Annotated in this window: 22 protein-coding genes; 14 read left to right on the top strand and 8 right to left on the bottom strand. The window is 59.3% G+C overall.

Annotated elements, in window-relative coordinates:
- Positions 1–8 precede the first annotated feature (8 nt).
- Complete coding sequence (locus CAF77_RS10965; RefSeq protein WP_064382755.1) at positions 9–1232, bottom strand: 3-hydroxyacyl-CoA dehydrogenase; 1224 nt, start codon at positions 1230–1232, stop codon at positions 9–11.
- Between the two features lie 109 nt (positions 1233–1341).
- Complete coding sequence (locus CAF77_RS10970) at positions 1342–3270, bottom strand: ATP-dependent DNA helicase RecQ (RefSeq protein WP_064382754.1); 1929 nt, start codon at positions 3268–3270, stop codon at positions 1342–1344.
- Between the two features lie 234 nt (positions 3271–3504).
- Between CAF77_RS10970 and CAF77_RS29510 the strand changes: the two genes are divergently transcribed.
- Complete coding sequence (locus CAF77_RS29510; RefSeq protein WP_256576150.1) at positions 3505–3639, top strand: hypothetical protein; 135 nt, start codon at positions 3505–3507, stop codon at positions 3637–3639.
- A 17-nt stretch (positions 3640–3656) separates the two neighbouring features.
- Here CAF77_RS29510 and CAF77_RS10975 read toward each other — a convergent pair whose 3' ends face one another.
- Positions 3657–4160: a hypothetical protein gene (locus tag CAF77_RS10975; protein WP_064382753.1), complete on the bottom strand. Its 504-nt coding sequence runs from the start codon at positions 4158–4160 to the stop codon at positions 3657–3659.
- Positions 4161–4464: 304 nt separating this feature from the next.
- Between CAF77_RS10975 and CAF77_RS10980 the strand changes: the two genes are divergently transcribed.
- From CAF77_RS10980 to CAF77_RS11000, 6 genes are all read left to right on the top strand, one after another.
- Positions 4465–4746, top strand: coding sequence for a hypothetical protein (locus CAF77_RS10980; RefSeq protein ID WP_064382752.1), 282 nt, complete (start codon positions 4465–4467; stop codon positions 4744–4746).
- Between the two features lie 102 nt (positions 4747–4848).
- On the top strand, positions 4849–5976 hold the full coding sequence (locus tag CAF77_RS10985) for a hypothetical protein (protein WP_064382751.1): 1128 nt from the start codon (positions 4849–4851) through the stop codon (positions 5974–5976).
- Between the two features lie 347 nt (positions 5977–6323).
- The gene (locus CAF77_RS10990; RefSeq protein WP_007952679.1) at positions 6324–6623 is read left to right on the top strand and encodes a hypothetical protein; all 300 of its coding nucleotides are present in this window, start codon (positions 6324–6326) and stop codon (positions 6621–6623) included.
- A 61-nt stretch (positions 6624–6684) separates the two neighbouring features.
- Entirely contained in the window at positions 6685–6849 is a 165-nt protein-coding gene (locus CAF77_RS29350; protein ID WP_170928947.1) for a hypothetical protein, read from the top strand.
- Positions 6850–6998: 149 nt separating this feature from the next.
- Positions 6999–7478 carry a helix-turn-helix domain-containing protein gene (locus CAF77_RS10995; RefSeq protein ID WP_085654484.1) on the top strand — a complete coding sequence of 160 codons (480 nt, stop codon included), beginning with the start codon at positions 6999–7001 and terminating at the stop codon, positions 7476–7478.
- Positions 7475–8746 (top strand): type II toxin-antitoxin system HipA family toxin, encoded by a 1272-nt coding sequence (locus tag CAF77_RS11000; RefSeq protein ID WP_064382749.1) that lies wholly within the window; start codon positions 7475–7477, stop codon positions 8744–8746. Before CAF77_RS10995 ends, CAF77_RS11000 begins: the two co-directional genes overlap by 4 nt.
- 77 nt (positions 8747–8823) lie before the next feature.
- Here the strand turns inward: CAF77_RS11000 and CAF77_RS11005 are convergent, their stop codons facing one another.
- Positions 8824–10365, bottom strand: coding sequence for a phosphoenolpyruvate carboxykinase (locus CAF77_RS11005; RefSeq protein WP_064382748.1), 1542 nt, complete (start codon positions 10363–10365; stop codon positions 8824–8826).
- Between the two features lie 181 nt (positions 10366–10546).
- Positions 10547–11449 carry an Hsp33 family molecular chaperone HslO gene (gene hslO / locus CAF77_RS11010; RefSeq protein ID WP_064382747.1) on the bottom strand — a complete coding sequence of 301 codons (903 nt, stop codon included), beginning with the start codon at positions 11447–11449 and terminating at the stop codon, positions 10547–10549.
- Between the two features lie 104 nt (positions 11450–11553).
- Here hslO and CAF77_RS11015 point away from each other — a divergent pair, with 104 nt between their 5' ends.
- Complete coding sequence (locus tag CAF77_RS11015; protein ID WP_064382746.1) at positions 11554–12354, top strand: phosphatase PAP2 family protein; 801 nt, start codon at positions 11554–11556, stop codon at positions 12352–12354.
- 69 nt (positions 12355–12423) lie between these two features.
- Here the strand turns inward: CAF77_RS11015 and CAF77_RS11020 are convergent, their stop codons facing one another.
- Positions 12424–12831, bottom strand: a complete 408-nt coding sequence (locus CAF77_RS11020) for an RNA-binding S4 domain-containing protein (RefSeq protein WP_011331966.1) — start codon at positions 12829–12831, stop codon at positions 12424–12426.
- A gap of 116 nt (positions 12832–12947) precedes the next feature.
- Here CAF77_RS11020 and CAF77_RS11025 point away from each other — a divergent pair, with 116 nt between their 5' ends.
- Genes CAF77_RS11025 through rimK form a run of 3 tightly spaced genes read left to right on the top strand, consistent with a single transcriptional unit; the run spans position 12948 to position 15125 of the window.
- Positions 12948–13727 carry an EAL domain-containing protein gene (locus tag CAF77_RS11025; protein WP_064382745.1) on the top strand — a complete coding sequence of 260 codons (780 nt, stop codon included), beginning with the start codon at positions 12948–12950 and terminating at the stop codon, positions 13725–13727.
- 49 nt (positions 13728–13776) lie between these two features.
- Positions 13777–14223, top strand: a complete 447-nt coding sequence (locus CAF77_RS11030) for an ATP-dependent zinc protease (protein WP_170844915.1) — start codon at positions 13777–13779, stop codon at positions 14221–14223.
- Positions 14220–15125: a 30S ribosomal protein S6--L-glutamate ligase gene (gene rimK, locus CAF77_RS11035; protein WP_007949201.1), complete on the top strand. Its 906-nt coding sequence runs from the start codon at positions 14220–14222 to the stop codon at positions 15123–15125. Before CAF77_RS11030 ends, rimK begins: the two co-directional genes overlap by 4 nt.
- Before the next feature lie 84 nt (positions 15126–15209).
- On the opposite strand, the gene CAF77_RS11040 is transcribed toward rimK, so the two are convergent.
- Both CAF77_RS11040 and ompR read right to left on the bottom strand, forming a co-directional pair.
- Positions 15210–16523, bottom strand: a complete 1314-nt coding sequence (locus CAF77_RS11040) for an ATP-binding protein (protein ID WP_007952691.1) — start codon at positions 16521–16523, stop codon at positions 15210–15212.
- A gap of 114 nt (positions 16524–16637) precedes the next feature.
- Positions 16638–17378 carry a two-component system response regulator OmpR gene (ompR, locus tag CAF77_RS11045; RefSeq protein WP_064382744.1) on the bottom strand — a complete coding sequence of 247 codons (741 nt, stop codon included), beginning with the start codon at positions 17376–17378 and terminating at the stop codon, positions 16638–16640.
- A 359-nt stretch (positions 17379–17737) separates the two neighbouring features.
- Here ompR and CAF77_RS11050 point away from each other — a divergent pair, with 359 nt between their 5' ends.
- From CAF77_RS11050 to gshA, 3 genes are all read left to right on the top strand, one after another.
- Entirely contained in the window at positions 17738–20062 is a 2325-nt protein-coding gene (locus tag CAF77_RS11050) for a Tex family protein (RefSeq protein WP_064382743.1), read from the top strand.
- Positions 20062–20445, top strand: a complete 384-nt coding sequence (locus CAF77_RS11055) for a PaaI family thioesterase (protein WP_064382742.1) — start codon at positions 20062–20064, stop codon at positions 20443–20445. The genes CAF77_RS11050 and CAF77_RS11055 overlap by 1 nt, the downstream gene beginning before the upstream one ends.
- 317 nt (positions 20446–20762) lie before the next feature.
- Positions 20763–22346: a glutamate--cysteine ligase gene (gene gshA / locus CAF77_RS11060; RefSeq protein WP_064382741.1), complete on the top strand. Its 1584-nt coding sequence runs from the start codon at positions 20763–20765 to the stop codon at positions 22344–22346.
- Positions 22347–22464 lie beyond the last annotated feature (118 nt).

Here is a 22464-nt window from a genome sequence, read left to right on the forward strand (position 1 = left end):
TGCCCAGTCTAAAGGTAAAAACCTTTGCCTCGCGCCGCCAGCTCGCCGATCAATGGCGCCGGCCGCCAGTGATCGCCCTGCCGGGTCTCCAGCGCCAGCAATCGCTTGTGAATATCGGCCAGCCCCTGATCGTCCGCCCAGGCCATCGGCCCGCCCCGCTCCGCTGGGAAGCCATAGCCATTCAGATAGACCTGATCGATGTCATGCGCCGACTCGGCAATCCCTTCCTGCAGGATCTTCGCGCCCTCGTTGACCAACGCCAGCAGACACCGCTCGAGGATCTCCTCCGAGCCGATATCCCGCCGATGAAATCCCAACCCTTCGCTGACACTCAACACCAGCGCATCGACCTCGGGATCATGCTCGGCCTGACGGCTGCCCGGCTCGTAATGGTAATAACCGTTGCCGGACTTCTGACCGAACCGACCCTGCTCGCACAAACGGTTATCCACCTGAACCTCTGGCGCGTCCTGCCCCTTGCCTGCCAGCTCGCGGGCACGCCACTCGAGATCGATGCCGACCACGTCGTACATGCGAAACGGCCCCATGGCAAAACCGAAGCTCTGCAAGGCTGCATCGACCTGATGCGGGTACGCCCCTTCGAGCAACATCTTGCGCGCTTCGAGCACGTACGGATGGAGCATGCGATTGCCGATAAAGCCGTGGCAGTTGCCCGATACCACACTGACCTTGCCCATGCGCTTGCCCAGGTCCAGCGCAGCCTCCAGCACAGCCGGTGCGGTCTGCGCGCCACGGACTATTTCCAGCAACTTCATGATGTGCGCCGGGCTGAAGAAATGCAGGCCCAGCACTTGAGTCGGCCGCCGTGTCGCGGCCGCAATGGCGTCGATGTCCAGCGCCGAAGTATTGCTCGCCAACAGCGCCTCGGGCTTCAGCACGCCATCGAGCTCGCGGAAGATCTTCTGCTTGAGCTCAAGATTCTCGTACACCGCTTCGATCACCAGATCGACATTACGGATCGCCACATAGTCGGCCGCCGTGCTGACACGGGCAATCCGCGCATCGGCTTCGGCCTGATCGATCCGTCCCTGTCGCACGTTGTGTGCATAAGTCTCGGCCACGCTGGACAGCGCCTGCTCGAGCATCTGTGGATTGTTATCGACCCACTGCACTGACACGCCGGCATTGGCCAGGCACATGACGATGCCGCGGCCCATGGTGCCGGCGCCGATCACGGCGGCCTGCTGAATAGTGAAGGATGTCTGGCTCATGTTGTTCTCTTGTTGGCGATCCGAAGACAGCCATCACCATAGTCAGCCACCGGCCATTTTTGAAGTTCATTGCCGTGATGATCGACATTCAGCAGATGGATTCGAGAGCTCAAAGATGCGTCTGAGCCCAGGCCCGAACCTCGGCGTAGGGATACTCCTCCAGTGCCGCAAACCCCGAAATGGCCCGCACCTTGAGTTTGGTAAACAGCGGCACACTGATTCCGCAGAGGAACCGGGTCAGCCGCTCGGCCGACGGAGCACTGCCAGCGTGCTGCTGATGCCTGTGGATAAATTCCCCACACAACTCCGTAAAGTTTTTATCCACAAGCGCCGGCAATTCCGGCGGCGCCGGCAGCCGGGCGACTTGCCCATGGCACACGGAACAATGTCCGCACCGCTGAGGCGCATTGTGATCGCCAAAATATTCGGCTAACCGATAACCGAGACATCGCTCGGTGGCGAACAGCTCGAGCATGGCGTGAATCCGCGCCACTTCGGTTTGCTCATGGCGGGTGAAGTACTCATGCAGTTCAGCGCTCAAGGCCTGGCTGTCGAAATCACCACGCAGGACGTTGTAGACCTCGGTCATCTGCTTGCTCTCAAGCTCGACCCAGCCCTTCTCCTGGAAATAATCCAGTGCCTTCACCACCCGGTTGCGATCGGCGGAATACTGCTCGTACATCGCCTCGAAATTCACCGTGGCCCAAGTGCGCGCACGGCTCGACGTGTGGATGATTGCGGCGACGAAATCCCTGCGTTCACCTTCGAAACGCTCGAGCAAAGCCTCGGGCTCAAGCAGGTATTTGAAACGGTACTCGGCGTAGTACGCGTAGCGCGGGGCAATCAGTCCTCGCAACTCCAATTGCACCAACAGCGTCTTCAAGGGCAACGCACGAATGTTGCTCTGATCCGCCAGCGGCCCGAGCAGAAACTCCCATTGGCCTTCCGATGCAGCAGCCTGCAACTCGTCCAGCACATGACGAATGCCGTCCTGTTCCGGCGTGTCGCCATACACGAAGTTTTCCAGCACGTTGAGGCCGTCGCGGTTGGCCAGTACCAGGCAGTCGGACGGCTGCCCGTCACGCCCCGCACGGCCGATTTCCTGGCTGTAGTTTTCGATGGATTTGGGCAGGTCGAAATGCACCACGTTGCGGATGTCGCTCTTGTCGATGCCCATTCCGAAGGCGATGGTGGCGACGATGCAATTGGACTGCCCACCCATGAAGCGCTTCTGGATCGCGTCCCGCTGTTCATGGGGCAAACCGGCGTGATAAGCCTCGGCCTGAATGCCATTGCGCTCAAGATGTTCGGCAATCTGCTCGGCGGTTTTCTGCAGGGTGACGTAAACGATGCTCGGCTGGCCCGCGCGCGCGCTCATCCACTCCACCAGCCGTCGGCGCTTGTCCTGCCCACGCACCGGCTCGACCAGCAGATTGAGGTTGGGCCGATAGAAACCGGTGGTCACCACATCGTCTTCAGCAATGGAGAATTTCGCCTGCATGTCGGCGATCACTTTCGGCGTTGCCGTGGCAGTCAGCAGCAGGGTTTGCGGGATGTTGAACTGGCGCTGGTAGTCCGGCAGCTTGAGGTAGTCAGGCCGAAAGTTGTGGCCCCATTCGGAGATGCAGTGCGCCTCGTCCACCACCAGCAGCGAGATCGGCACCTGCTGCAAAAAATTGCGAAAGCGCTCGTTCTTCAAACGCTCCACGGAAATCATCAGGATCTTCAGTTCACCCGAACGTGCGCGGGCCATCACATCGTTGGCGTCTTCGCGGGTCTGTGCCGAGTCGATGCTGCCTGCGGATATCCCGTGCCGGCGCAAGAACTCGAGCTGATCCTGCATCAGCGCCAGCAACGGTGAGACCACCAGCGTCAGGTGTGGCAGCAAGAGTGCCGGGACCTGATAACAAAGGGATTTGCCGGAGCCGGTGGGAAATATCGCGGCGGCCGAGCGCCCGGCGAGAACGACGCTGATTGCGGTCTCCTGGCCGGGTCGAAACTGTGGATAACCGAAAACCTGTTCCAGGGTGTTGTGCATTCGCTGTCACTCCGTTGACCGCTGTGATGCCAACAGCCTAGCGGGCAATTGCAGCGAGTCGAGAATAGGTCGGGGGTCAAATCGAAACGGGATGATACAGGGTCGCCGGCTCGGTCAAGGGATCAATCAAATGAAACACTTTGTTCATCGCCGTGTGGAACGACCCGAGGGTAATGTCCGTCACGCCTTGAGCCAGGACGGCCCATGTGCATGGATTTTTACCAAGGAGTGAATATGTCGAACAACTTGAAACTGCCCCTCGCCCTGATCTTTGCCTCCCTGCTGCTGGGAGGCTGCACGCCCTCTCCAGACGACTTTCCGCCGATCCTGGCCAACGTTGTGACCGTCACCGAAGCGCCATCGACTTAACCCCCGCAAGCGCTGTGTCAGGGCCGCAATACGGCTACCCGCAGTTGCTCATCCAGCACCCGTTCATGCACATCGAGGCTCTTGCTCGCCCATCGTGCATGAGCCGGGCTGATATCGCCGGTGAAGGCTGCCGCCAGTTGACGCAAGTCGGCAACGCTGCGGATACGGGGGCAAAATGCTTGCTCGTCGCACTGAGTGCTGGCATTGCGGTAGGTGTTGAGCAGGCGATCCCACAGACCGTCGCGTACTTGTCTGATCGACTTGAGCTGCATTTGCTGCACGCCCAGTCGTTGTGTGAGTTCCGGCTCGTCCAGGGCTTCGCTTGCCAGCAGAGCCTTGGCGAAAACCAGCACCTCCGCGCGGGCAGCCGTGTCGATGTCGGCCTGAGTGGCGAGCGCGTCGGGCCAACCGGTGCGCTCCAGGTTGGCAAGCACCAACCCGTTGCCCGCGTCGGAGGCCAACGCCAGACGACAACCACTAACCCACAGCAAAACGATCGAGGCCATTCGTAGCCACTGCATACCTAATTCCCTTTAAGCCTGTGCAGGACGTTTGGAAACGCCCTACGGATTCTGGCGCGCACCATACAGAGGTTTACTCTGAAACGCCTGATAATCACGTCGGAAAATTCGCCAATAAGGGTTTGGCTTTGAAAAACCGAATAAACATGTAGGGCAAATGCCCATATCATGGAAAAAACCCTTACGAAATCTGTCCATTGCGGCCGTATTGTCCCTCCGGTCAGCGCCCTTCTATAGTGGCTGGCGCGACTGAAAACTCCGTGTCGGCTCACCGAAGCGACTTCGTAAGGGACACACCTTGATCATGAATATGTACAAACCGCTGAATACCCGTTTTCGCCCTCTCAAGACTTGCGACAGCGAAAAACCGGTATTGGTTATCGACACCGAGGCAGAACCGGGAGACCTGCTCAATGCCGCCGATCAACGTCTGCGTGCCGCCAGCGATCTGCTGGAAACTCTTTACTGCTTGTGTTTCAAACAGGCCGATGTGAAAGACATCCCCAACATCGTCAATGCGCTTTATTTATTGACCCAAGACGGTTGTGACTTGCTGGAAGTTGCCAGGCAACGAATAAATAATTAACGCCAGATCCAAAACTTACAAAGTTCGCAACAACCCATCGCTTCCATTACTGCAAAGTTGAGAACTAGCCTGCTTGCTCTTACATCAACCAGGAGCAACAACATGACTACGTTAACTATTTTCTTTTGCGGTACAGGTTCGACAAAGTTTGATAACGCCCACGAAAATTATTGGGATGGTGAATTGGTATCCACACTCGCCTCACATCACGCGGGTCGCGAGTTCGCCGAATGGATCGTGGTCGACGGCCCCGGCACCAGTAACCTGCAAGCCGATGAACTGTTCACCCAATCAAAGGACTACGGCCTCAGCGGAACCCTGTTCGGCAAGGGCTGGGAGGAAAACGTCCAGCACGCGGTAAACATCATCAAAGGCAAGTGTGACTGGCAGCGCGAGCAATTGACCGAAGCGGAATACAACCGCCTCAAAGCCGCCGGCATCCCGATTGAAGATGTAAAGGTCGAAGGTTCCTGGCTATGGCGCAAATATAACTATGGTGACCGCAGCGTCACCCAACAGAAATTGCAGGAACAAATCATTAAAACCTTCCGCAAGGACGGCGTTATTCCAACAAAAGTCAATCTGGTGGGCTGGAGCCGTGGCGGTATCAGTTGCCATATGCTGGCCAACGCTATGTTCAATGACAGCATGCTGACAAACATTCCGGTTAATATCTTCGCCATTGATCCGGTACCTGGTATCGGTAACTTTCAGGAGCATCGGGTTAAACTCAATTACAACGTAAAGGAATACGTGGGCTTTTATGCACGGGACGAACGCTCCAAGGGTTTCAGCTGCGTCATCCCGCAAACCGCGACCGGCACCAAGACCAGCATCTTCCCGATGCCTGGCCGTCACGCCACCCTGGTCGGTAACGCCTCCGCCGATGGCAACAGTGGTCCCAAAGTGCTGGCCGAACCCGGCCTCATCGTCCGCCACTTTGCCGAGGTCTGCCTGAAACGCTGGGGCACCGTACTCGACAAAAACCTCAACCTCACCGACGCCGACCTGCGCAACCATGCCGCCGCCATCGTCAACGCGGCAGCGAAATACAAGGCCATGGAGAAGTGCTCCTACACCTGGTTCACCGAGCTGGATCAAGGCGAGCGCTACGTTTCGCTGGGCAGCAAAGGCGTGCCGTTCTCGACGGTGAAAGGCGGGATCTACACCCCGGCGACCGGGCTGACGACGAGTGTGCTGGATGTTGAAGGATATCGAGCAATTCGTTGAAAACCGTGATTGATCTGTAGGAACGGACTGCCCGAATCTGCATCCCGTTCCTACACGCAGCGGCGCCTTGTCTTCTATCAGCCCCAGTGGGCCGAAACCTATAGTTGTGGCTGTCGCTGCCAATTCAGCGGCTCGGGCTTGGTCACCCGAATGGATCATGCATTCGCGTCCGCTGTATGCTGCCGGCACTCAATTGCCAGCAGCGTTATGGTGGCTGTGTTTGGGACGCTCTCGAGCGTGCCGGGTATGTGCATGATCCTCACCGGTTGACCAACCCGAACACAGTCGCCTCCAGTCGCTTGGTCACGATGTGGTGGCTTCATTCGAAGCAATTGAGGATCTAAAAAATGAAATCATGGAACGAGCTCCACTCCGATCGCTACCGCCCACTCGACTCCAACCTCACCGACACCAAGCCCCTCGTCATCGACACCGAGGCCAACCCGCAAGACATCCTCGAATGCGCCGTCCAGCGCCTGCGCGCCTCAAGCGACTTGCTGCAAACCCTCTACTGCCTCTGCTTCAAACACGCCGACGTCGAAGACATCCCGCACATCACACACGCACTCTACCTTCTCACCAAAGACGGCTATGACCTGCTCCAGGTCGCCCAGCAGCGAATGCTCAACTGGAAAGCGCCGGCCTGAGGCTGAGTCAGGCGCTACCTGAGAGCGATGGAAAAAACCCAATCAAACAATGGAGATTCTCGTGAGCAAATTTTTTGATGAGCAGATGGAAAGCGTCAAACAGGCGGATGAAATCTTTCGCCGCGAGCACGGAGACCTCAACTCGAAACCTGCTCCAAAGATGCCGCTGAAAATCGAAGAACATCTTCACAACGCCCCGTGTGCTGACAATGACCAAGACAAATAAGTACCAAAATTCTGCTCATTAGCCATAAAAACAGCTGGAATGCTTCCAATTAGGCGTTTCTGCCTCCAGTTGTCTTGCCGAATATTCCTCTCAGTCTTAAGTGCTACTATTCTGGTAGTTAAAGCTAAAAAAAGAAGGAATATTGGCACATGGCTAATAAGACAGCATCGCTCCTGCCGGCGACCTCCAGACTGCTTTCCGAGTTTGGCGAGCGCCTGAAGCTGGCCCGCCTGCGCCGAAAACTGACGGCCAAGCAAGTCGCAGAACGATCAGGCATGTCGCTGACAACGTTGCGCTCTCTAGAGTCCGGAGGCTCGGGGGTAACCATCGGTGCCTATCTGTCGGTCATGCAGGTACTCGGGCTGGAAAAGGACCTGAATAAACTGGCCGAAGCCGATGAGATGGGGCGCCGATTGCAGGACGCACAATTGCTGCCTGGAGCAAAACCCCAGCGAGTACGCGGAACATCCAGGATCAAGAAGTCGCCTCTGGTCGGCGAAAAAAGCACACGAGTGGAGGAAGACAGCGCCTACATCGCCAGTCTGACCGAAGACTTCCCCCTCAACACCCACTCGCTTTCAGAACTGTTGAACAAGAAAAAAAGCGGCTCCAAAACAGGTGAAGAATGACGCGAATTGCGGTTTATGCAGATTGGGAATCCTTGAATGGCGCAAGACGCCTCGGATTTCTGCATGCCAGAAAGGCCCGTGCTAACGAAGTGTTCGAGTTTGAGTACGATCCAGCCGCACTGGCCGATCCAGAACTGAGCTTTATAAAGCTCGATCCCCGCATCAACCTTTTCGAAGGGCACCAGTTTCCCGGCGGGCACCAAACCCAGTTCGGCGCGTTTGCAGACTCAAGCCCCGATCGTTGGGGACGTTTACTGATGAAACGGCGTCTGGAGCGAGACATTCGCGACGGGCTGTTGCCAAGCGGCAGCAAGCTTTACGAATCCGACTGCCTACTGGGTGTACATGACCTCTTTCGCGTTGGAGGCTTGCGCTACAAGCTCAACGATGAAGGCAGCTTTCTTGATGACCGCGACGGCATAGCCGCCCCGCCGTTTCTGGAGTTGCGCGCACTGGAGCAAGCAAGCCGTGCACTGGAAAACGACCCAGACAACACAGCACTTGAAGGACGCGAGTGGTTGAAAATGCTGATCGCACCCGGCGGCTCGCTGGGTGGCGCCAGACCCAAGGCCAGCGTCGCAGATCGCCACGGTCATCTGTGGATCGCCAAGTTTCCGAGCATTCGAGATGACTACGACGTCGGTGCCTGGGAAATGGTGGTGAATGCTCTGGCCAAGAACTGCGGGTTAAGAGTAGCGACTGGCACCGCTCAACGTTACGCAAGCCAGCACCACTGCTTCATGGTCAAGCGCTTTGACCGAAGCAAATCCGGTGGCCGCTTCCACTTCGCCTCAGCCATGACCATGACCGACCGCGTCGACGGTGACGATGCCTCGAACGGCGCCAGCTACATCGAACTGGCTCGAGTAATCATTGAACACGGCTCTGAAGTCGACACCGACCTGCGCGAGCTGTGGTCGCGAATCGTCTTCAACATCCTCGTTTCGAACACCGACGACCACTTGCGCAACCACGGATTCCTTCTCGATCCTGGTCGCGGGTGGAGGTTGTCTGAGGCTTACGACATGAATCCGGTGGCGAACGCGGATGGGTTGAAACTGAACATCACGGACTCTGATAACGCACTGGATCTGGACCTTGCTCGGGAAGTGGCGATTAACTTCCGGCTTGACCGAGAGGATGCCGACAAAATCATCAACGACTTCAAAGAGACCGTAACGCAGTGGCCGGAATTGGCTGGTGCGCTCGGCATTCCGAGACGTGAACAGGAAAGAATGGCCCCCGCATTCCAGCTGTCGGCATATTAAAAGCGACCGCAACTAATCCATCACCCACAAAAAAGCCGCCCTCAACAGGCGGCTTTTTCATTCACCAAAACTAAGTCTTACAACTTAGGCCCGGCAGCCTTGATCGCGTCGCTCACTTCGAACTTCTTGAAGTTCTCGATGAACAGACCGGCCAGTGCTTTTGCAGCTTCGTCGTACGCAGCCTTGTCAGCCCAAGTGTTGCGTGGGTTGAGCAGGTTGGTTTCGACGCCCGGTACGGCCAGTGGCACGTCCAGGTTGATGGTGTCCAGGTGCTCGGTGGCTGCACCGATCAGCGCGCCGCTCTGGATCGCTGCGATCACCGCACGGGTGGTCGGGATGTTGAAGCGTTTGCCGACGCCGTAGCCGCCGCCGGTCCAGCCGGTGTTGACCAGGTAGACCTTGGAGCCGAAGCCGCGGATGCGCTTGATCAGCAGTTCAGCATATTCGCCGGCCGGACGCGGGAAGAACGGTGCGCCGAAGCAGGTGGAGAAGGTCGACTTGATGCCGCTGCCCGAGCCCATTTCAGTCGAGCCCACCAGAGCGGTGTAGCCGGACAGGAAGTGGTAGGCCGCTTGTTCTTCGTTGAGGATCGACACTGGCGGCAGGACGCCGGTCAGGTCGCAGGTCAGGAAGATCACAGCATTCGGCTCGCCGCCCAGGTTCTTCTCGGAACGCTTGGCAACGTGCTCCAGCGGGTAGGCCGCGCGGCTGTTCTGGGTCAGGCTGACATCGGCGTAGTCGGCGTGCTTGGCGTCGTCGATCACGACGTTTTCCAGCACCGCGCCGTGCTTGATGGCTTTCCAGATGACCGGCTCGTTCTTCTCGGACAAGTCGATGCACTTGGCGTAGCAGCCGCCTTCGATGTTGAAGACAACGCCTTCGCCCCAGCCGTGTTCGTCGTCACCGATCAGGTAACGGCTTTCGTCGGCGGACAGGGTGGTCTTGCCGGTGCCCGACAGACCGAAGAACAGGGTCACGTCGCCGTCTTCGCCGATGTTGGCAGCGCAGTGCATTGGCAGCACGTCGGCGGCCGGCAGCAGGAAGTTCTGCACGGAGAACATGGCTTTCTTCATTTCACCGGCGTAACGCATGCCGGCGATCAGCACTTTCTTCTGGGCGAAGTTGATGATCACGCAACCATCGGAGTTGGTGCCGTCACGCTCAGGCACGCACTCGAAGTTGGCGACGTTCAGCACTTGCCACTCTTCGCGACCGGCCGGGTTGTACTGGGCCGGGTTGATGAACAGGCAACGACCGAACAGGTTCTGCCAGGCAGTCTGGGTGGTCATCTTCACGGCCAGGTAGTGATCTTCGGCCGCGCCTACATGCACGTGGGAAACGAAATGCTCTTGCGCGTTGTTGAATGCTTCAACACGAGCCCACAGCGCGTCGAACTTGTCGGCCGGGAACTTGCGGTTGATCGGGCCCCAGGCGATGGCTGCCTGGGTGGAAGGCTCTTCAACGATGAAACGGTCGACTGGCGAACGGCCGGTGCGATGACCGGTGCGAACAACCAGAGCGCCGGTATCGGCAAGCTCGCCCTCACCGCGGTTCAGGGCTTCTTTTACCAGATCATCAACACTCAGATCGGTGTACACGGCGTTATTGGCTTGCGTCATGAGGTTCCCCGTCGGCCAGTGGCCGAGTGTGCTCCAAACGTTTTGTAGTAGAAAGTCGTGCACTACTACCGCGAAAAAAGTGGGCCGGATTATGCCAGAAAAGCCCAAAAAGAGTAGGGCCCTCCCGTCGTAACGGCGTAATTCCGTCGTTGAGCAGTGAATTTACCTGCGCTGAACCGTTTTAGTGCCGGGTATCTGACGGCGTGTCGACGCCCGCGCCAGCGAACAATTGAGCGATATCCGCTGCGTCGAACAGGTAGCGCTGGTTGCAGAACTGGCAATCGATCTCGACCTGGCCACCTTGCTCGGCCACCAGTGCCTGCGCATCTTCCAGACCCAGACTGACCAGTGCATTGCCCGAACGCTCGCGGGAGCAACTGCAGTGGAAGCGCAGTGTCTGCACATCGAACAGACGAACCTGCTCTTCATGGTAGAGGCGATGCAGAACCGTTTCGTTGTCCAGGCTCAACAGTTCATCAGCGGTCAGGGTGTTGCCCAGCGCGGTGATGTGCTGCCAGCTGGCGGCGCGTTCTTCTTCGTCTTTCAGGCGATCGGCCGGCAGTTGCTGCAGCAGCAGACCACGGGCACGACGGCCATCGGCACAGAGCTTGAAGCGAGTGCCGACCTGCTGGGACATTACGAAGTAGTTGGTGAAGCAGTCGGACAGGGTTTCGCCGTCGAGGTCGACGATGCCCTGATAACGCTGGCCGGCGATCGGGTCGACGGTCAAGGCCAGGACACCGTTCGGCATCAGGTCGCCAAGGGTTGCGTCGGCCGGGATCTGCTCGGCGTGGTAGCGCGCCAGGCCACGAATCTCGCGCTCGCTGGAGCACTCGATCATCAGCAGCGGGATCGGGCCTTCGGAGCGGGCCTGCAGAATCAGCAAGCCATCGAATTTCAGGGTGCCCACCAGCAATGAGGCGGCAGCCATCAGTTCACCCAGCAATTGCGCAACCGGTTCCGGGTACGGGTGCTTGGCGAGCACTTCGGCGTAGCTGCGCTCCAGCGACACCAGTTCGCCGCGCGTGTCGCTGTCATCGAAGATGAAGCGTTGGGTGTAATCGGTATCGAGGAAATCGGTCATAGGTCTGGGTATCTGAATGTGATGACAAAATGGTTACAAAGAATGAAAATCCCGCGCTTCTGGCATCCTTTTTGATGCCGATGTTCAGCCACGGGAGGCATTTTATGAACAATCCGGGTTTGTTCCAATCAAGGTGGAACCTCGGCCGGCTGGTTCTGTGCAACGTTGTGCCATTGGCACTGCTGGCTTTCTGGTTATGGCCTACAGGTCAGATGCTGTGTGTGATTTTCGACGAGTGGCTGTTCCGCTCACTCAACGCACCGCTGGCCAGCAACCCCATATGGCTCCACATCTGGGCAATTGCAAGTCTGCGACCGTTCGACATTGTCGTCGGCGTGATTCTGCTGATGCTGCTGATCAAGGGCGACTGGGTATTCAGGGCAATTGATGTGCGCCGCGCCTTTTTCGGTTTTTTTTCGATCCTGCTGCTAATGGTGGTGATCCGCGCGCTGTTTTCCAAGTTCTCCGATCACATGGGCTGGCAGCACAGCAGCCCGTCGATGGTGCTCGAAGGCGCGGTGCATATCAGCGATTACTTCCCGCATCTGGAGAAGACCTGGGAGCTGAAGGACCGCTCGAGCCAGAGCTTCCCCGGTGACCACGCCTCGGTGCTGCTGATCTGGGCTCTTTTCATGGGCGTGTTCAGCCGTACGGTCGGTCAGTTCCTGGTGATCTGGGGTCTGGCGCTGCTGTTCATGTTGCCGCGTCTGGTCGCCGGTGCACATTGGGGTCAGGACGATTACATCGGAGGCCTGCTGCTGGCGATTTGGGCACTGGGCTGGGGTTACTACACGCCGTTTGCTTATCACGCGGCGAACTTCTGGTTGAAGGTCACGGCACCGGTCTTCCGGCTGCTGGGCAAGCTGCCGGTGGTTTCGCGGATGAGCGTGGTGTCCGCGCGGTAATCAAAGATGGCTGGATAAAAAACGCAGCCGCCGACGGGTCTTGAACCCAGGCCGGCAGGCTGCGTTTTTTTATTCGCCGCTACTGTTCCCACGAAACTTAAACAGATCCCGACGCTGCTTCTTGCTCGGTTTGCCGTCGGTGGTCACACCCAGAGCGCCCGCCTTGCGCATCGCCGCAGCCGCTTCACGCTTGGCAATGCTGGCCTCGGTCTCGGCATACAGCGTCTGCGCCTCAGGTGCGCCGCGACGCACGATCGACAGGGCCTGAACCACAACGGTCTTCTCGTCGAAGCCGGCGCGAATCTCGAATTCATCGCCAATGCGTGGTTCTTTGCCAGGCTTGCAGCGCTCTCCCCGACAATGCACCTTGCCACTCTCGATGGCGGCTTTGGCCAAGGCGCGAGTCTTGAAAAAACGCGCGGCCCACAGCCACTTGTCGAGACGAACCTTGTCGTCCTCTTCGCTTTTTTGTGCCATATGAATTCCTCGTTCAGCCAGTAGTCGGAACTGTACTACCGATTCTGTCGGGCGCAAGAACTCGGCCCTCCAGATAAACTGTGATCTTCGCCGGTTCAACGGCATGGAGTGATCGAGTGACCAAATTTCCGTCTTCATTGACCTCGCCCCAATCCGGGTGCCAGGGCTGCCAGCAAAGCGAGCCGCTGGGCTTCGATTTTTCCTTCGCCTATCAGCCCATCGTGGATCTGCGTGACGAGTCGGTGTACGCCTACGAGGCACTGGTCCGTGGTACGGCCGGTGAAGGCGCGTTAACCGTGCTGGATCAAGTTACAGAAGATAACCGCTACCGTTTCGACCAGCTCTGCCGGACTCGCGCCATCGAAGGCGCAGCCGAGCTTAATATGCAGACACACTTGTCGATCAACTTCATGCCCAACGCCGTCTATCGTCCAGAGCTGTGCATACGGAGCACGCTGGAAGCAGCAAAAAAACACAATTTCCCGGTCGACCGGCTGATTTTCGAAACACTGGAAAGCGAGCACGTAGATAACTATCGCCATTTGACCAATATTCTGCGTGAATACCGCGAATTCGGCTTCAAGACGGCCATCGATGATTTCGGTGCCGGTTATTCGGGGCTCAATCTGCTGGCCGACTTCCAACCAGACCTGATCAAACTCGACATGGCGCTGATCCGCGATATCGACCGCGATCGTATTCGTCAGGCTATCGTTCGGGGGATTGTCACAATCTGTGCGGAGTTGGACGTTACAGTCATCGCCGAAGGCATAGAGAGTGCGGGTGAACGGGATTTCCTGGCGGACTGCGGAATATTTCTGATGCAGGGTTACTGGTTCGCCAGGCCCGCATTCAAAGCGTTAGCCCAGGTGTCCCCTGAAGCGTGGACGCGTTAATTGTTGGTTTTTTCCATTGAAGACATTTGACCATTTGACCGTTATCGGTCTGCGCGAGTGGGTGGCGCTTCCGGATCTGGGAGTCGCCGGCCTTCGGGCAAAAATCGACACCGGTGCCAGCACCTCCAGCCTGCATGCCACCGACATCGAGCCGTTCGAACGCGACGGCGAGAAGTGGGTGCGTTTCACCGCGCACCTGGGCACTGTCGTGCAGTTGCGCCATCGGCGATGCGAAGCGCCGCTGGTTGCCCGCAAGACCATCAAGAGTTCGAACGGCCAGGCCCAGGTGCGCTACGTGATCAGCACCACCCTGGCCCTGGGTGACCGGGTCTGGCCGATCGAGTTCACCCTCGCTTGCCGCAAGTCCATGCGCTATCGCCTGTTGCTCGGTTCCAAAGCCCTGATCGACGGCCAGCTGGTGGTCAATCCGGGCATCAAATATGTACAAGACAAGCCGGTGTTCCCGGTATCTACCTCCTCCACAGGTGTTGCATGAAGATCGCTGTGCTGTCGCGGAACCCGCGTCTGTATTCCACCCGCCGTCTGGTCGAAGCCGGAACCGAACGCGGGCATGAAATGGTGGTGATCGACACCTTGCGCGCCTATATGAACATTGCCAGCCACAAGCCGCAGATCCATTACCGTGGCAAACCGCTGGAGGGTTTCGACGCAGTGATTCCACGAATCGGCGCGTCGGTGACGTTTTATGGCTGCGCGGTATTGCGCCAGTTCGAAATGATGGGGGTGTTCCCGCTCAACGAATCGGTGGCCATCGCCCGCTCGCGAGACAAACTGCGTTCATTGCAATTGCTGTCACGCCGGGGCATCGGTTTGCCGGTGACCGGTTTCGCCCACTCGCCGGACGACATTCCCGACCTGATCGACATGGTCAACGGCGCGCCGCTGGTGATCAAGGTGCTGGAAGGTACTCAGGGTATCGGCGTGGTGCTGTGCGAAACCGCGACGGCGGCGGAGTCGGTGATCGAGGCGTTCATGGGCCTGAAGCAGAACATCATGGTGCAGGAATACATCAAGGAAGCCGGCGGCGCCGACATCCGCTGCTTCGTGGTCGGCGACAAGGTGATCGCGGCGATGAAGCGTCAGGCCAAGCCCGGCGAGTTCCGCTCCAACCTGCACCGGGGCGGCAGCGCCAGCCTGATCAAGATCACCCCGGAAGAACGCATGACTGCGTTGCGTGCAGCCAAGGTCATGGGCCTGGCGGTGGCGGGTGTGGATATTTTGCGATCCAACCACGGCCCGCTGGTGATGGAAGTGAACTCGTCACCGGGTCTGGAAGGGATCGAAACCACCACGGGCAAGAACGTGGCGGGGATCATCATTGAGCATCTCGAGAAGAATGGCGGGCCGAACATGACCCGCACAAAAGGCAAGGGATAAAAAACAGCGGCGAGCTACAAGCTGCAAGTGGCGAGTAAAAGCCGCTTTTGCTTGTAGCTTGAAACTTGCCGCTTGAGGCTGCCGTTAAACGGCATCTCTTGGCAGCATCAATCCCAGCGGCAACCGCACCCGCGCTTCCAGCCCGCCACCGGATCGGTTGCGCAGCTCGACATTGCCGCCGTGCATCGACGCAATCCGCTTGACGATCGCCAAGCCCAGCCCGGTGCCCTTCCCGCCCCGCGCACGATCGCCACGGGTGAACGGGTTGAAGATCGCCTCAAGCTCGGAAGGATCGATCCCTGCCCCACGATCCATCACGCTCAACACCACGTACGGGGCGCTGGTATCACCGGACACGTAAGCCGCGACGTCCACGCTGCCGCCGGCATGATTCAACGCGTTGCCAATCAGGTTGTTCAGCAGACGCTTCATCGACACCCGACGCAGCGGGAACGGCTGGATCGGCTCCAGGCGCAGGCGCACTTTCTCTTCGGTCTGGTTATAGGGCGCCGCCACTTCACGCACCAGATCGCTGAGGTCCACCTCTTCCACCGATTCGTCCCGCCCATCGCGAATGAACGCGAGGAACTGATCGAGGATTGCGTCCATGTCTTCGATGTCGCGCACCATGTCATCGGTCAAATCGGTGCGGTCGCCCATCAACTCCAGTGATAGCCGCAAACGGGTGAGCGGTGTACGCAAGTCATGGGATACCCCGGCCAGCATCAGCTCACGCTCGCGACCGGCCTGCTCGACGTCTTCGGCCATCTGGTTGAACGCGCGATAAACTTCGGCCATCTCGCTGGGGGTGTCACTGATCGGCAGGCGCACGCTGCGGCCCTGGCCGAGTTGCCGGGCGGCGTAGACCAGACGCTTCAATGGCTGATTGAGCTGACTGACGAAAATCCAGGCAGACGCCGTGGACAGCAAGCCGATCGCCAGGAACCAGCCGAGCACGTTCCAGATCTTCTGGCCACGCAACGGGTGCGGGTACAACGGCACTTTCAGCCAGCCATCACCGAGGCTCGGGGCACGAACCCACAAGGCTGGCGGCGAGTGCATGCGCAAGCGCACTTCGGTGTCGGCACCCAGCTCCGCCTGCATCTGCCGCTGGTAGATTTCGCTGTAAGGCCAGTGCTGTTCGCCTTCCGGCACACCAGCGCCGACCACCCGGATCAGGGTCGCGGCATCGGCGATTTTCGCGCGGTTCTCTTCGTCGGCGGCCCAGTAGGCACGCAGCGTCAGGGCGACGCCGTGGCTGTATTGGCGATCCACCAGCACGTCCTCGTTCATCAACAGATAAACCAGGGTCAATGCCTTGGAAAACAATACGACGATCAGCACCAACCACAGGGTGCGCGAGAAGAAACTTTGGGGGAACCAGACGGGGGTTTTCATGGATAACCGCTACACACTTGCAGGAGCGAGCAATGCTCGCATATTGCGGATTGCGAGTCTGCGCGGACGGCGTTTCCGACCGTTTCCCGCAGACCCGCTCCTACAAATCACCCATCACTTGGTGGAGTTGCCATCCGGCACGAACACGTAGCCGACACCCCAGACAGTCTGGATGTAGCGCGGCTTGGACGGATCGGGTTCGATCATCCGGCGCAGACGGGAGATCTGCACGTCGATGGAACGCTCCAGGGCATCCCACTCACGGCCACGGGCCAGGTTCATCAGCTTGTCGCGGGTCAGCGGCTGACGGGCGTTCATCACCAGGGCCTTGAGCACCGCAAACTCGCCGGTGGTGAGCATGTGCACTTCGTCGCCGCGTTTGAGTTCGCGGGTAGCCAGGGACAGCACGTAGTCGCCGAACGTGACGTTTTCTTCTTCACTGCCCGGCGCGCCCGGCACCGGTGCAGCCTGACGGCGCAGCACGGCTTTGACGCGTGCCAGCAGCTCGTCCGGGTTGAATGGCTTGGCCAGATAGTCGTCGGCGCCCAGTTCCAGGCCCTTGATACGGCTCAGCTCGTCGCCCTTGGCGGTGAGCATGATGATCGGAATCTGATTGTTCGCGCCACGCAGGCGGCGGCAAGCGGTCAGGCCGTCTTCGCCCGGCAGCATCAGGTCGAGGACGACCAGGTTGAACACTTCACGCGACAGCAGACGATCCATCTGCTCGGTATTCGGTACGGCGCGGGCACGGTAGCCCTTGCTGACGAAAAAGCGTTCCAGCAGGCTGCTCAGCCCCGGATCGTCGTCAACGATGAGAATTTTTTCGCCTTCAGCAGTTTGTGCAGTGCTGCTCATTGGATACTCCTTTTAGCTCGGCGCGCATTATGGCGTAGCTGCCGTTATACGCACCGTGTGCATTGTTAGCAGATTTTTCCTTCACTGCCAGAAAACCGGGGCTTGAGCCTACAGACTGTGTCGCCCCCGAATGACAGAACGCTGGTTATAATGCGCGGCCTTTTGTGTCAGGCAACGTCTGAATCGTTACCGCAGGTGGCCGTCCTTTATTTTCCGGGTCACGGCAGTAATTGTTCGATTTCACGGGTCAATGGGATGCCTTTGACCCAGGCAGCGGCCAGCATCAAGCCGCCCCACCAGACTCCGGGCCTTTATTTACGCGCCTGCGAGCCTGCTTTCACAATTTGTCAGGTGGTTTTATGGACAGCATCAACAGCCGCATCGCCGAGGAACTCGGCGTACGCCCACAACAGGTCGAAGCGGCCGTCGCGCTACTCGATGAAGGCTCTACCGTTCCCTTCATCGCCCGTTACCGGAAAGAAGTGACCGGCAGCCTCGATGACACCCAACTGCGTCATCTGGAAGAGCGTCTGCGCTACCTGCGAGAACTCGACGAACGGCGCATCAGCATTCTTTCCAGCATTCAGGAGCAGGGCAAACTCACCCCTGAGCTGGAGCGCGAAATCAAACTCGCCGACACCAAGACCCGCCTCGAAGACTTGTACCTGCCGTACAAGCAGAAGCGCCGCACCAAGGGCCAGATCGCCCTGGAAGCCGGCCTCGGCGAACTGGCCGACGGTCTGTTCAACGACCCGTCGCTGGCCCCGGAAGCCGAAGCCGCGCGCTTCATCGACGCCGAAAAAGGCGTGGCCGACGTCAAGGCAGCGCTGGAAGGCGCCAAGTACATCCTCATGGAGCGCTTCGCCGAAGACGCCAACCTGCTGGAAAAACTGCGCACCTACCTGAAACAGGAAGCCACCCTCAGTGCCCGCGTGATCGCCGGCAAGGAAGAGGAAGGCGCCAAGTTCCGTGACTACTTCGAACACGACGAACCGCTGAAAAGCATGCCTTCGCACCGCGCGCTGGCGATTTTCCGTGGCCGCAACGAAGGCATTCTCAGCTCCGCGCTGAAAGTCGGCGACGAGCTGCCGGGCACCCTGCACCCGTGCGAAGGCATGATCGGCCAGCACGTCGGCATCCAGAACCAGAACCGTCCGGCCGACAAGTGGCTGAGTGAAGTGGTGCGCTGGACCTGGAAGGTCAAGCTCTACACCCACCTGGAAACCGACTTGCTCGGCGAGCTGCGCGACGGCGCCGAAACCGAAGCGATCAACGTGTTCGCCCACAACCTGCACGACCTGCTGCTGGCCGCCCCGGCCGGCCCGCGCGCGACTCTGGGCCTCGACCCGGGCCTGCGCACCGGCTGCAAGGTTGCGGTGGTCGACTCCACCGGCAAGCTGCTGGATCACGCCACGGTTTACCCGCACGTGCCGCACAACAAATGGGATCAGACCATCGCCATTCTGGCCGCCCTGTGCGCCAAACACTCGGTCGACCTGATCGCCATCGGCAACGGCACCGCCAGCCGTGAGACCGACAAGCTGGCGATCGAACTGATCAAAAAATACCCAGCGATGAAAATGACCAAGGTCATGGTCTCCGAAGCCGGCGCATCGGTGTATTCGGCATCGGAACTGGCAGCCAAGGAATTCCCGGATCTGGACGTATCGATCCGTGGCGCGGTCTCGATCGCCCGTCGTCTGCAGGATCCACTGGCCGAGCTGGTGAAGATCGATCCAAAATCCATCGGTGTCGGTCAGTACCAGCACGACGTGTCGCAGCTGAAACTGGCGCGCGGTCTGGACGCCGTGGTCGAGGACTGCGTGAACGCCGTGGGCGTGGACGTGAACACTGCCTCCGTGGCGCTGCTGGCGCGGATCTCCGGCCTCAACGCGACCCTGGCGCAAAACATCGTGGCTCACCGTGACGAGCACGGCGCGTTCAAGACTCGTGCTGCGCTGAAGAAAGTCGCGCGTCTGGGCGAGAAAACCTTCGAACAGGCCGCCGGCTTCCTGCGTGTGATGAACGGCGACAACCCACTGGATTCCTCGGCCGTTCACCCGGAAGCCTATCCGCTGGTGCAGCGCATTGCCGCTGAAACCGACCGCGACATCCGCTCGCTGATCGGCGACGCCGCGTTCCTCAAGCGTCTGGATCCGAAGAAATTCACCGACGAGACCTTCGGTCTGCCAACCGTTACCGACATCCTGCAAGAGCTGGAAAAACCGGGCCGCGACCCGCGTCCGGAGTTCAAGACCGCCGAGTTCCAGGAAGGCGTCGAGGACCTGAAGGACCTGCAACTGGGGATGATTCTCGAAGGCGTGGTGACCAACGTGACCGCGTTCGGTGCGTTCGTCGACATCGGCGTGCATCAGGACGGTCTGGTGCACATTTCGGCGCTGTCGGAGAAATTCATCAAGGATCCGCGCGAAGCGGTGAAGGCCGGTGACGTGGTGAAAGTGAAGGTCATGGAAGTCGACATCCCGCGCAAACGCGTCGGCCTGTCGATGCGCATGAGCGACACCCCGGGCGAGAAGATCGACGGCGCCCGGGGCTCGCGTCCGGGCTCGGCACCACGCCAGTCGCAGGGTTCGGCTCCGCGCAAGGAAAGCACCCCGGCGGCTCCGGTGAATAACGCGATGGCGTCGCTGTTTGCCAACGCCAAGCAGTTGAAGAAACGCTGATGGAAATGCCGGCCGGGCTCGTCGAGAGCGCGTTTTTCAAACTGTTGGGCTGCCGCCTGCACAGTCTGGAAACCGGGGTGGCGCAAGTCGCCCTGGCGCTGGAACCCGAACTGCGCAACCGCGGCGGCAAGCTGCACGGTGGCGCGCTGTTCAGTCTGGTGGATATCGCCATGGGGCTGGCCTGTTCCAGCACCCACGGCTTCGACCAGCAGAGCGCGACCATCGAGTGCAAGATCAACTACATCCGCGCCGTCTCGGAAGGCGAGGTGATGTGCACGGCGCGGGTGATCCACCCGGGCCGGCGCACGCTGGTGGTCGAAGCCGACGTGATGCAGGGCGACAAACTGGTCGCAAAAGCGCAAGGCACGTTCGCTGTCCTGTAGATGTTGTTCATCATTTTGAGTTAATTTCGGCGCTGTGATCGCAGCGTCGAGCTTTTCTGTGGGAGCGGGCTTGCCCGCGAAGAGGGAGTGTCAGGCAGCATCAGTTCGCCTGACACGACGCCTTCGCGGGCAAGCCCGCTCCCACAGGAACCGCGTAATCTTCGCGTGCATCGGCCAGATTCAGGGAGTGAAGTTGGCGTTTCAACGGGGGCTTCAGAGCCCGAAAAACCAGGCGAAAACGCCAGTTTCAACTTCACCCTTGTAGACCGTCCTGCCCACCCCCATATTGGGGCGACTGACGCGTGAAGGAATCCAAATTGAGCGAACTTCTCAACCGCCGCCTGGCTCTGCTCGGCGAGCGCGCTAACCTCTCTCTGCTTGAGCAGTGCCTTCACGGTATCGAACGTGAATGCCTGCGGGTGACCGGCGAAGGCCGCCTGGCCCAAACGCCGCACCCTGAAGCCCTGGGTTCCGCGCTGACCAACGAACAGATCACCACCGACTATTCCGAGTCGCTGCTGGAGTTCATCACGCCCGCCCTGCCAGACCCTGCCGATACCTTGGCGAGCCTGGACAAGATTCATCGCTTCGCCTACAGCAAGCTCGGCAACGAGTACCTGTGGAGTCCATCGATGCCGTGCCCGTTGCCGGCCGAGGAAGACATCCCGATCGCCTATTACGGCACCTCCAACATCGGTCAGCTCAAGTACGTCTACCGCAAGGGCCTGGCCCTGCGTTACGGCAAGACCATGCAGTGCATCGCCGGGATTCACTACAACTTCTCCCTGCCGGAAAAGCTCTGGCCACTGCTGAAAGAAGCCGAAGGCTTCGTCGGCACCGACCGGGATTTCCAGTCGTCGTCCTATATTGCGCTGATCCGCAACTTCCGGCGCTACAGCTGGCTGCTGATGTACCTGTTCGGTGCCTCGCCGGCGCTGGACGCCGGTTTCCTGCGTGGTCGTGCGCATCAGCTGGAACAGCTGGATCCGGACACCCTGTACCTGCCCTACGCCACCAGCCTGCGCATGAGCGACCTCGGTTACCAGAGCAACGCCCAGGCCGGACTGACCCCTTGCTACAACGACCTGGCGAGCTACACCGACAGCCTGCGCAAAGCGGTGGCCACGCCGTACGCGCCGTACGTCGAAGTCGGCACGCACCAGGATGGCGAGTGGGTGCAACTGAACACCAACATCCTGCAGATCGAAAACGAGTACTACTCGAACATCCGCCCGAAACGCGTGACCTATACCGGCGAGCGGCCGATCCAGGCCTTGATGGCCCGTGGCATTCAGTACGTCGAAGTGCGCTGCCTGGACATCAACCCGTTCCTGCCGATGGGCATCGACCTCACCGAGTCGCGCTTCCTCGACGCGTTCCTGCTGTACTGCGCGCTGAACGAAAGCCCGCTGCTGACCAACAACTCCTGCGGCAACGCCACCTCCAACTTCCTCAGCGTGGTCAAGGAAGGCCGCCGTCCGGGCCTGCAATTGCAGCGCGACGGCCAACCGGTCGAGCTGAAGGAATGGGCTGCCGAGCTGCTGGAAAAAATCGCTCCGCTGGCAGCGCTGCTGGATCAAAGCCATGGCGGCGATGCCCATAGCAAGGCGCTCGATGCGCAACTGGCCAAGGTCAAGGATTCGTCCCTGACGCCTTCGGCCCAGGTGTTGGCAGCCATGGCCACGCACAAGGAAAGCTTCGCGCAATTCTCCCTGCGCCAGAGTCAGGCTCACGCCGAGTTCTTCCGCAGAGAGCCGTTGGCGGCTGAAGAACAGGCGAAGTTTGAAGAACTGGCGCGGTCTTCGCTGGCCCAACAGGCGGAGCTGGAGCAGAACGAGGTGGGCGATTTCGACGTGTTTGTCGGGTCGTATCAGGCGAGCATTTTGGCGATCAGCAACTGACATCAGAAGGTTCTTTGATCGTTCCCACGCTCTGCGTGGTAACGCCTCAATGGACGCTCCGCGTCCAAGTGACGCGGAGCGTCACAAGCTGAATTCCCACGCAGAGCGTGGGAACTAT

Origin of the sequence: Pseudomonas sp. R15(2017) (assembly GCF_002112685.1) — a bacterium.
Lineage (GTDB): Bacteria > Pseudomonadota > Gammaproteobacteria > Pseudomonadales > Pseudomonadaceae > Aquipseudomonas > Aquipseudomonas glycinae.

What these genes read in the sequence shown, in the direction of transcription:
- CAF77_RS11000 (WP_064382749.1), top strand. Translation starts at nt 7,475, where the DNA reads ATGACGCGAATTGCGGTTTATGCAGATTGGGAATCCTTGAATGGCGCA.
- CAF77_RS11020 (WP_011331966.1), bottom strand. Translation starts at nt 12,831, where the DNA reads ATGGCACAAAAAAGCGAAGAGGACGACAAGGTTCGTCTCGACAAGTGG.
- rimK (WP_007949201.1), top strand. Translation starts at nt 14,220, where the DNA reads ATGAAGATCGCTGTGCTGTCGCGGAACCCGCGTCTGTATTCCACCCGC.
- CAF77_RS10985 (WP_064382751.1), top strand. Translation starts at nt 4,849, where the DNA reads ATGACTACGTTAACTATTTTCTTTTGCGGTACAGGTTCGACAAAGTTT.
- CAF77_RS10995 (WP_085654484.1), top strand. Translation starts at nt 6,999, where the DNA reads ATGGCTAATAAGACAGCATCGCTCCTGCCGGCGACCTCCAGACTGCTT.
- CAF77_RS10975 (WP_064382753.1), bottom strand. Translation starts at nt 4,160, where the DNA reads ATGCAGTGGCTACGAATGGCCTCGATCGTTTTGCTGTGGGTTAGTGGT.
- CAF77_RS11015 (WP_064382746.1), top strand. Translation starts at nt 11,554, where the DNA reads ATGAACAATCCGGGTTTGTTCCAATCAAGGTGGAACCTCGGCCGGCTG.
- CAF77_RS11005 (WP_064382748.1), bottom strand. Translation starts at nt 10,365, where the DNA reads ATGACGCAAGCCAATAACGCCGTGTACACCGATCTGAGTGTTGATGAT.
- hslO (WP_064382747.1), bottom strand. Translation starts at nt 11,449, where the DNA reads ATGACCGATTTCCTCGATACCGATTACACCCAACGCTTCATCTTCGAT.
- CAF77_RS10970 (WP_064382754.1), bottom strand. Translation starts at nt 3,270, where the DNA reads ATGCACAACACCCTGGAACAGGTTTTCGGTTATCCACAGTTTCGACCC.
- CAF77_RS10965 (WP_064382755.1), bottom strand. Translation starts at nt 1,232, where the DNA reads ATGAGCCAGACATCCTTCACTATTCAGCAGGCCGCCGTGATCGGCGCC.
- CAF77_RS11055 (WP_064382742.1), top strand. Translation starts at nt 20,062, where the DNA reads ATGGAAATGCCGGCCGGGCTCGTCGAGAGCGCGTTTTTCAAACTGTTG.
- CAF77_RS29510 (WP_256576150.1), top strand. Translation starts at nt 3,505, where the DNA reads ATGTCGAACAACTTGAAACTGCCCCTCGCCCTGATCTTTGCCTCCCTG.
- CAF77_RS10990 (WP_007952679.1), top strand. Translation starts at nt 6,324, where the DNA reads ATGAAATCATGGAACGAGCTCCACTCCGATCGCTACCGCCCACTCGAC.
- CAF77_RS10980 (WP_064382752.1), top strand. Translation starts at nt 4,465, where the DNA reads ATGAATATGTACAAACCGCTGAATACCCGTTTTCGCCCTCTCAAGACT.
- CAF77_RS11050 (WP_064382743.1), top strand. Translation starts at nt 17,738, where the DNA reads ATGGACAGCATCAACAGCCGCATCGCCGAGGAACTCGGCGTACGCCCA.
- ompR (WP_064382744.1), bottom strand. Translation starts at nt 17,378, where the DNA reads ATGAGCAGCACTGCACAAACTGCTGAAGGCGAAAAAATTCTCATCGTT.
- CAF77_RS11040 (WP_007952691.1), bottom strand. Translation starts at nt 16,523, where the DNA reads ATGAAAACCCCCGTCTGGTTCCCCCAAAGTTTCTTCTCGCGCACCCTG.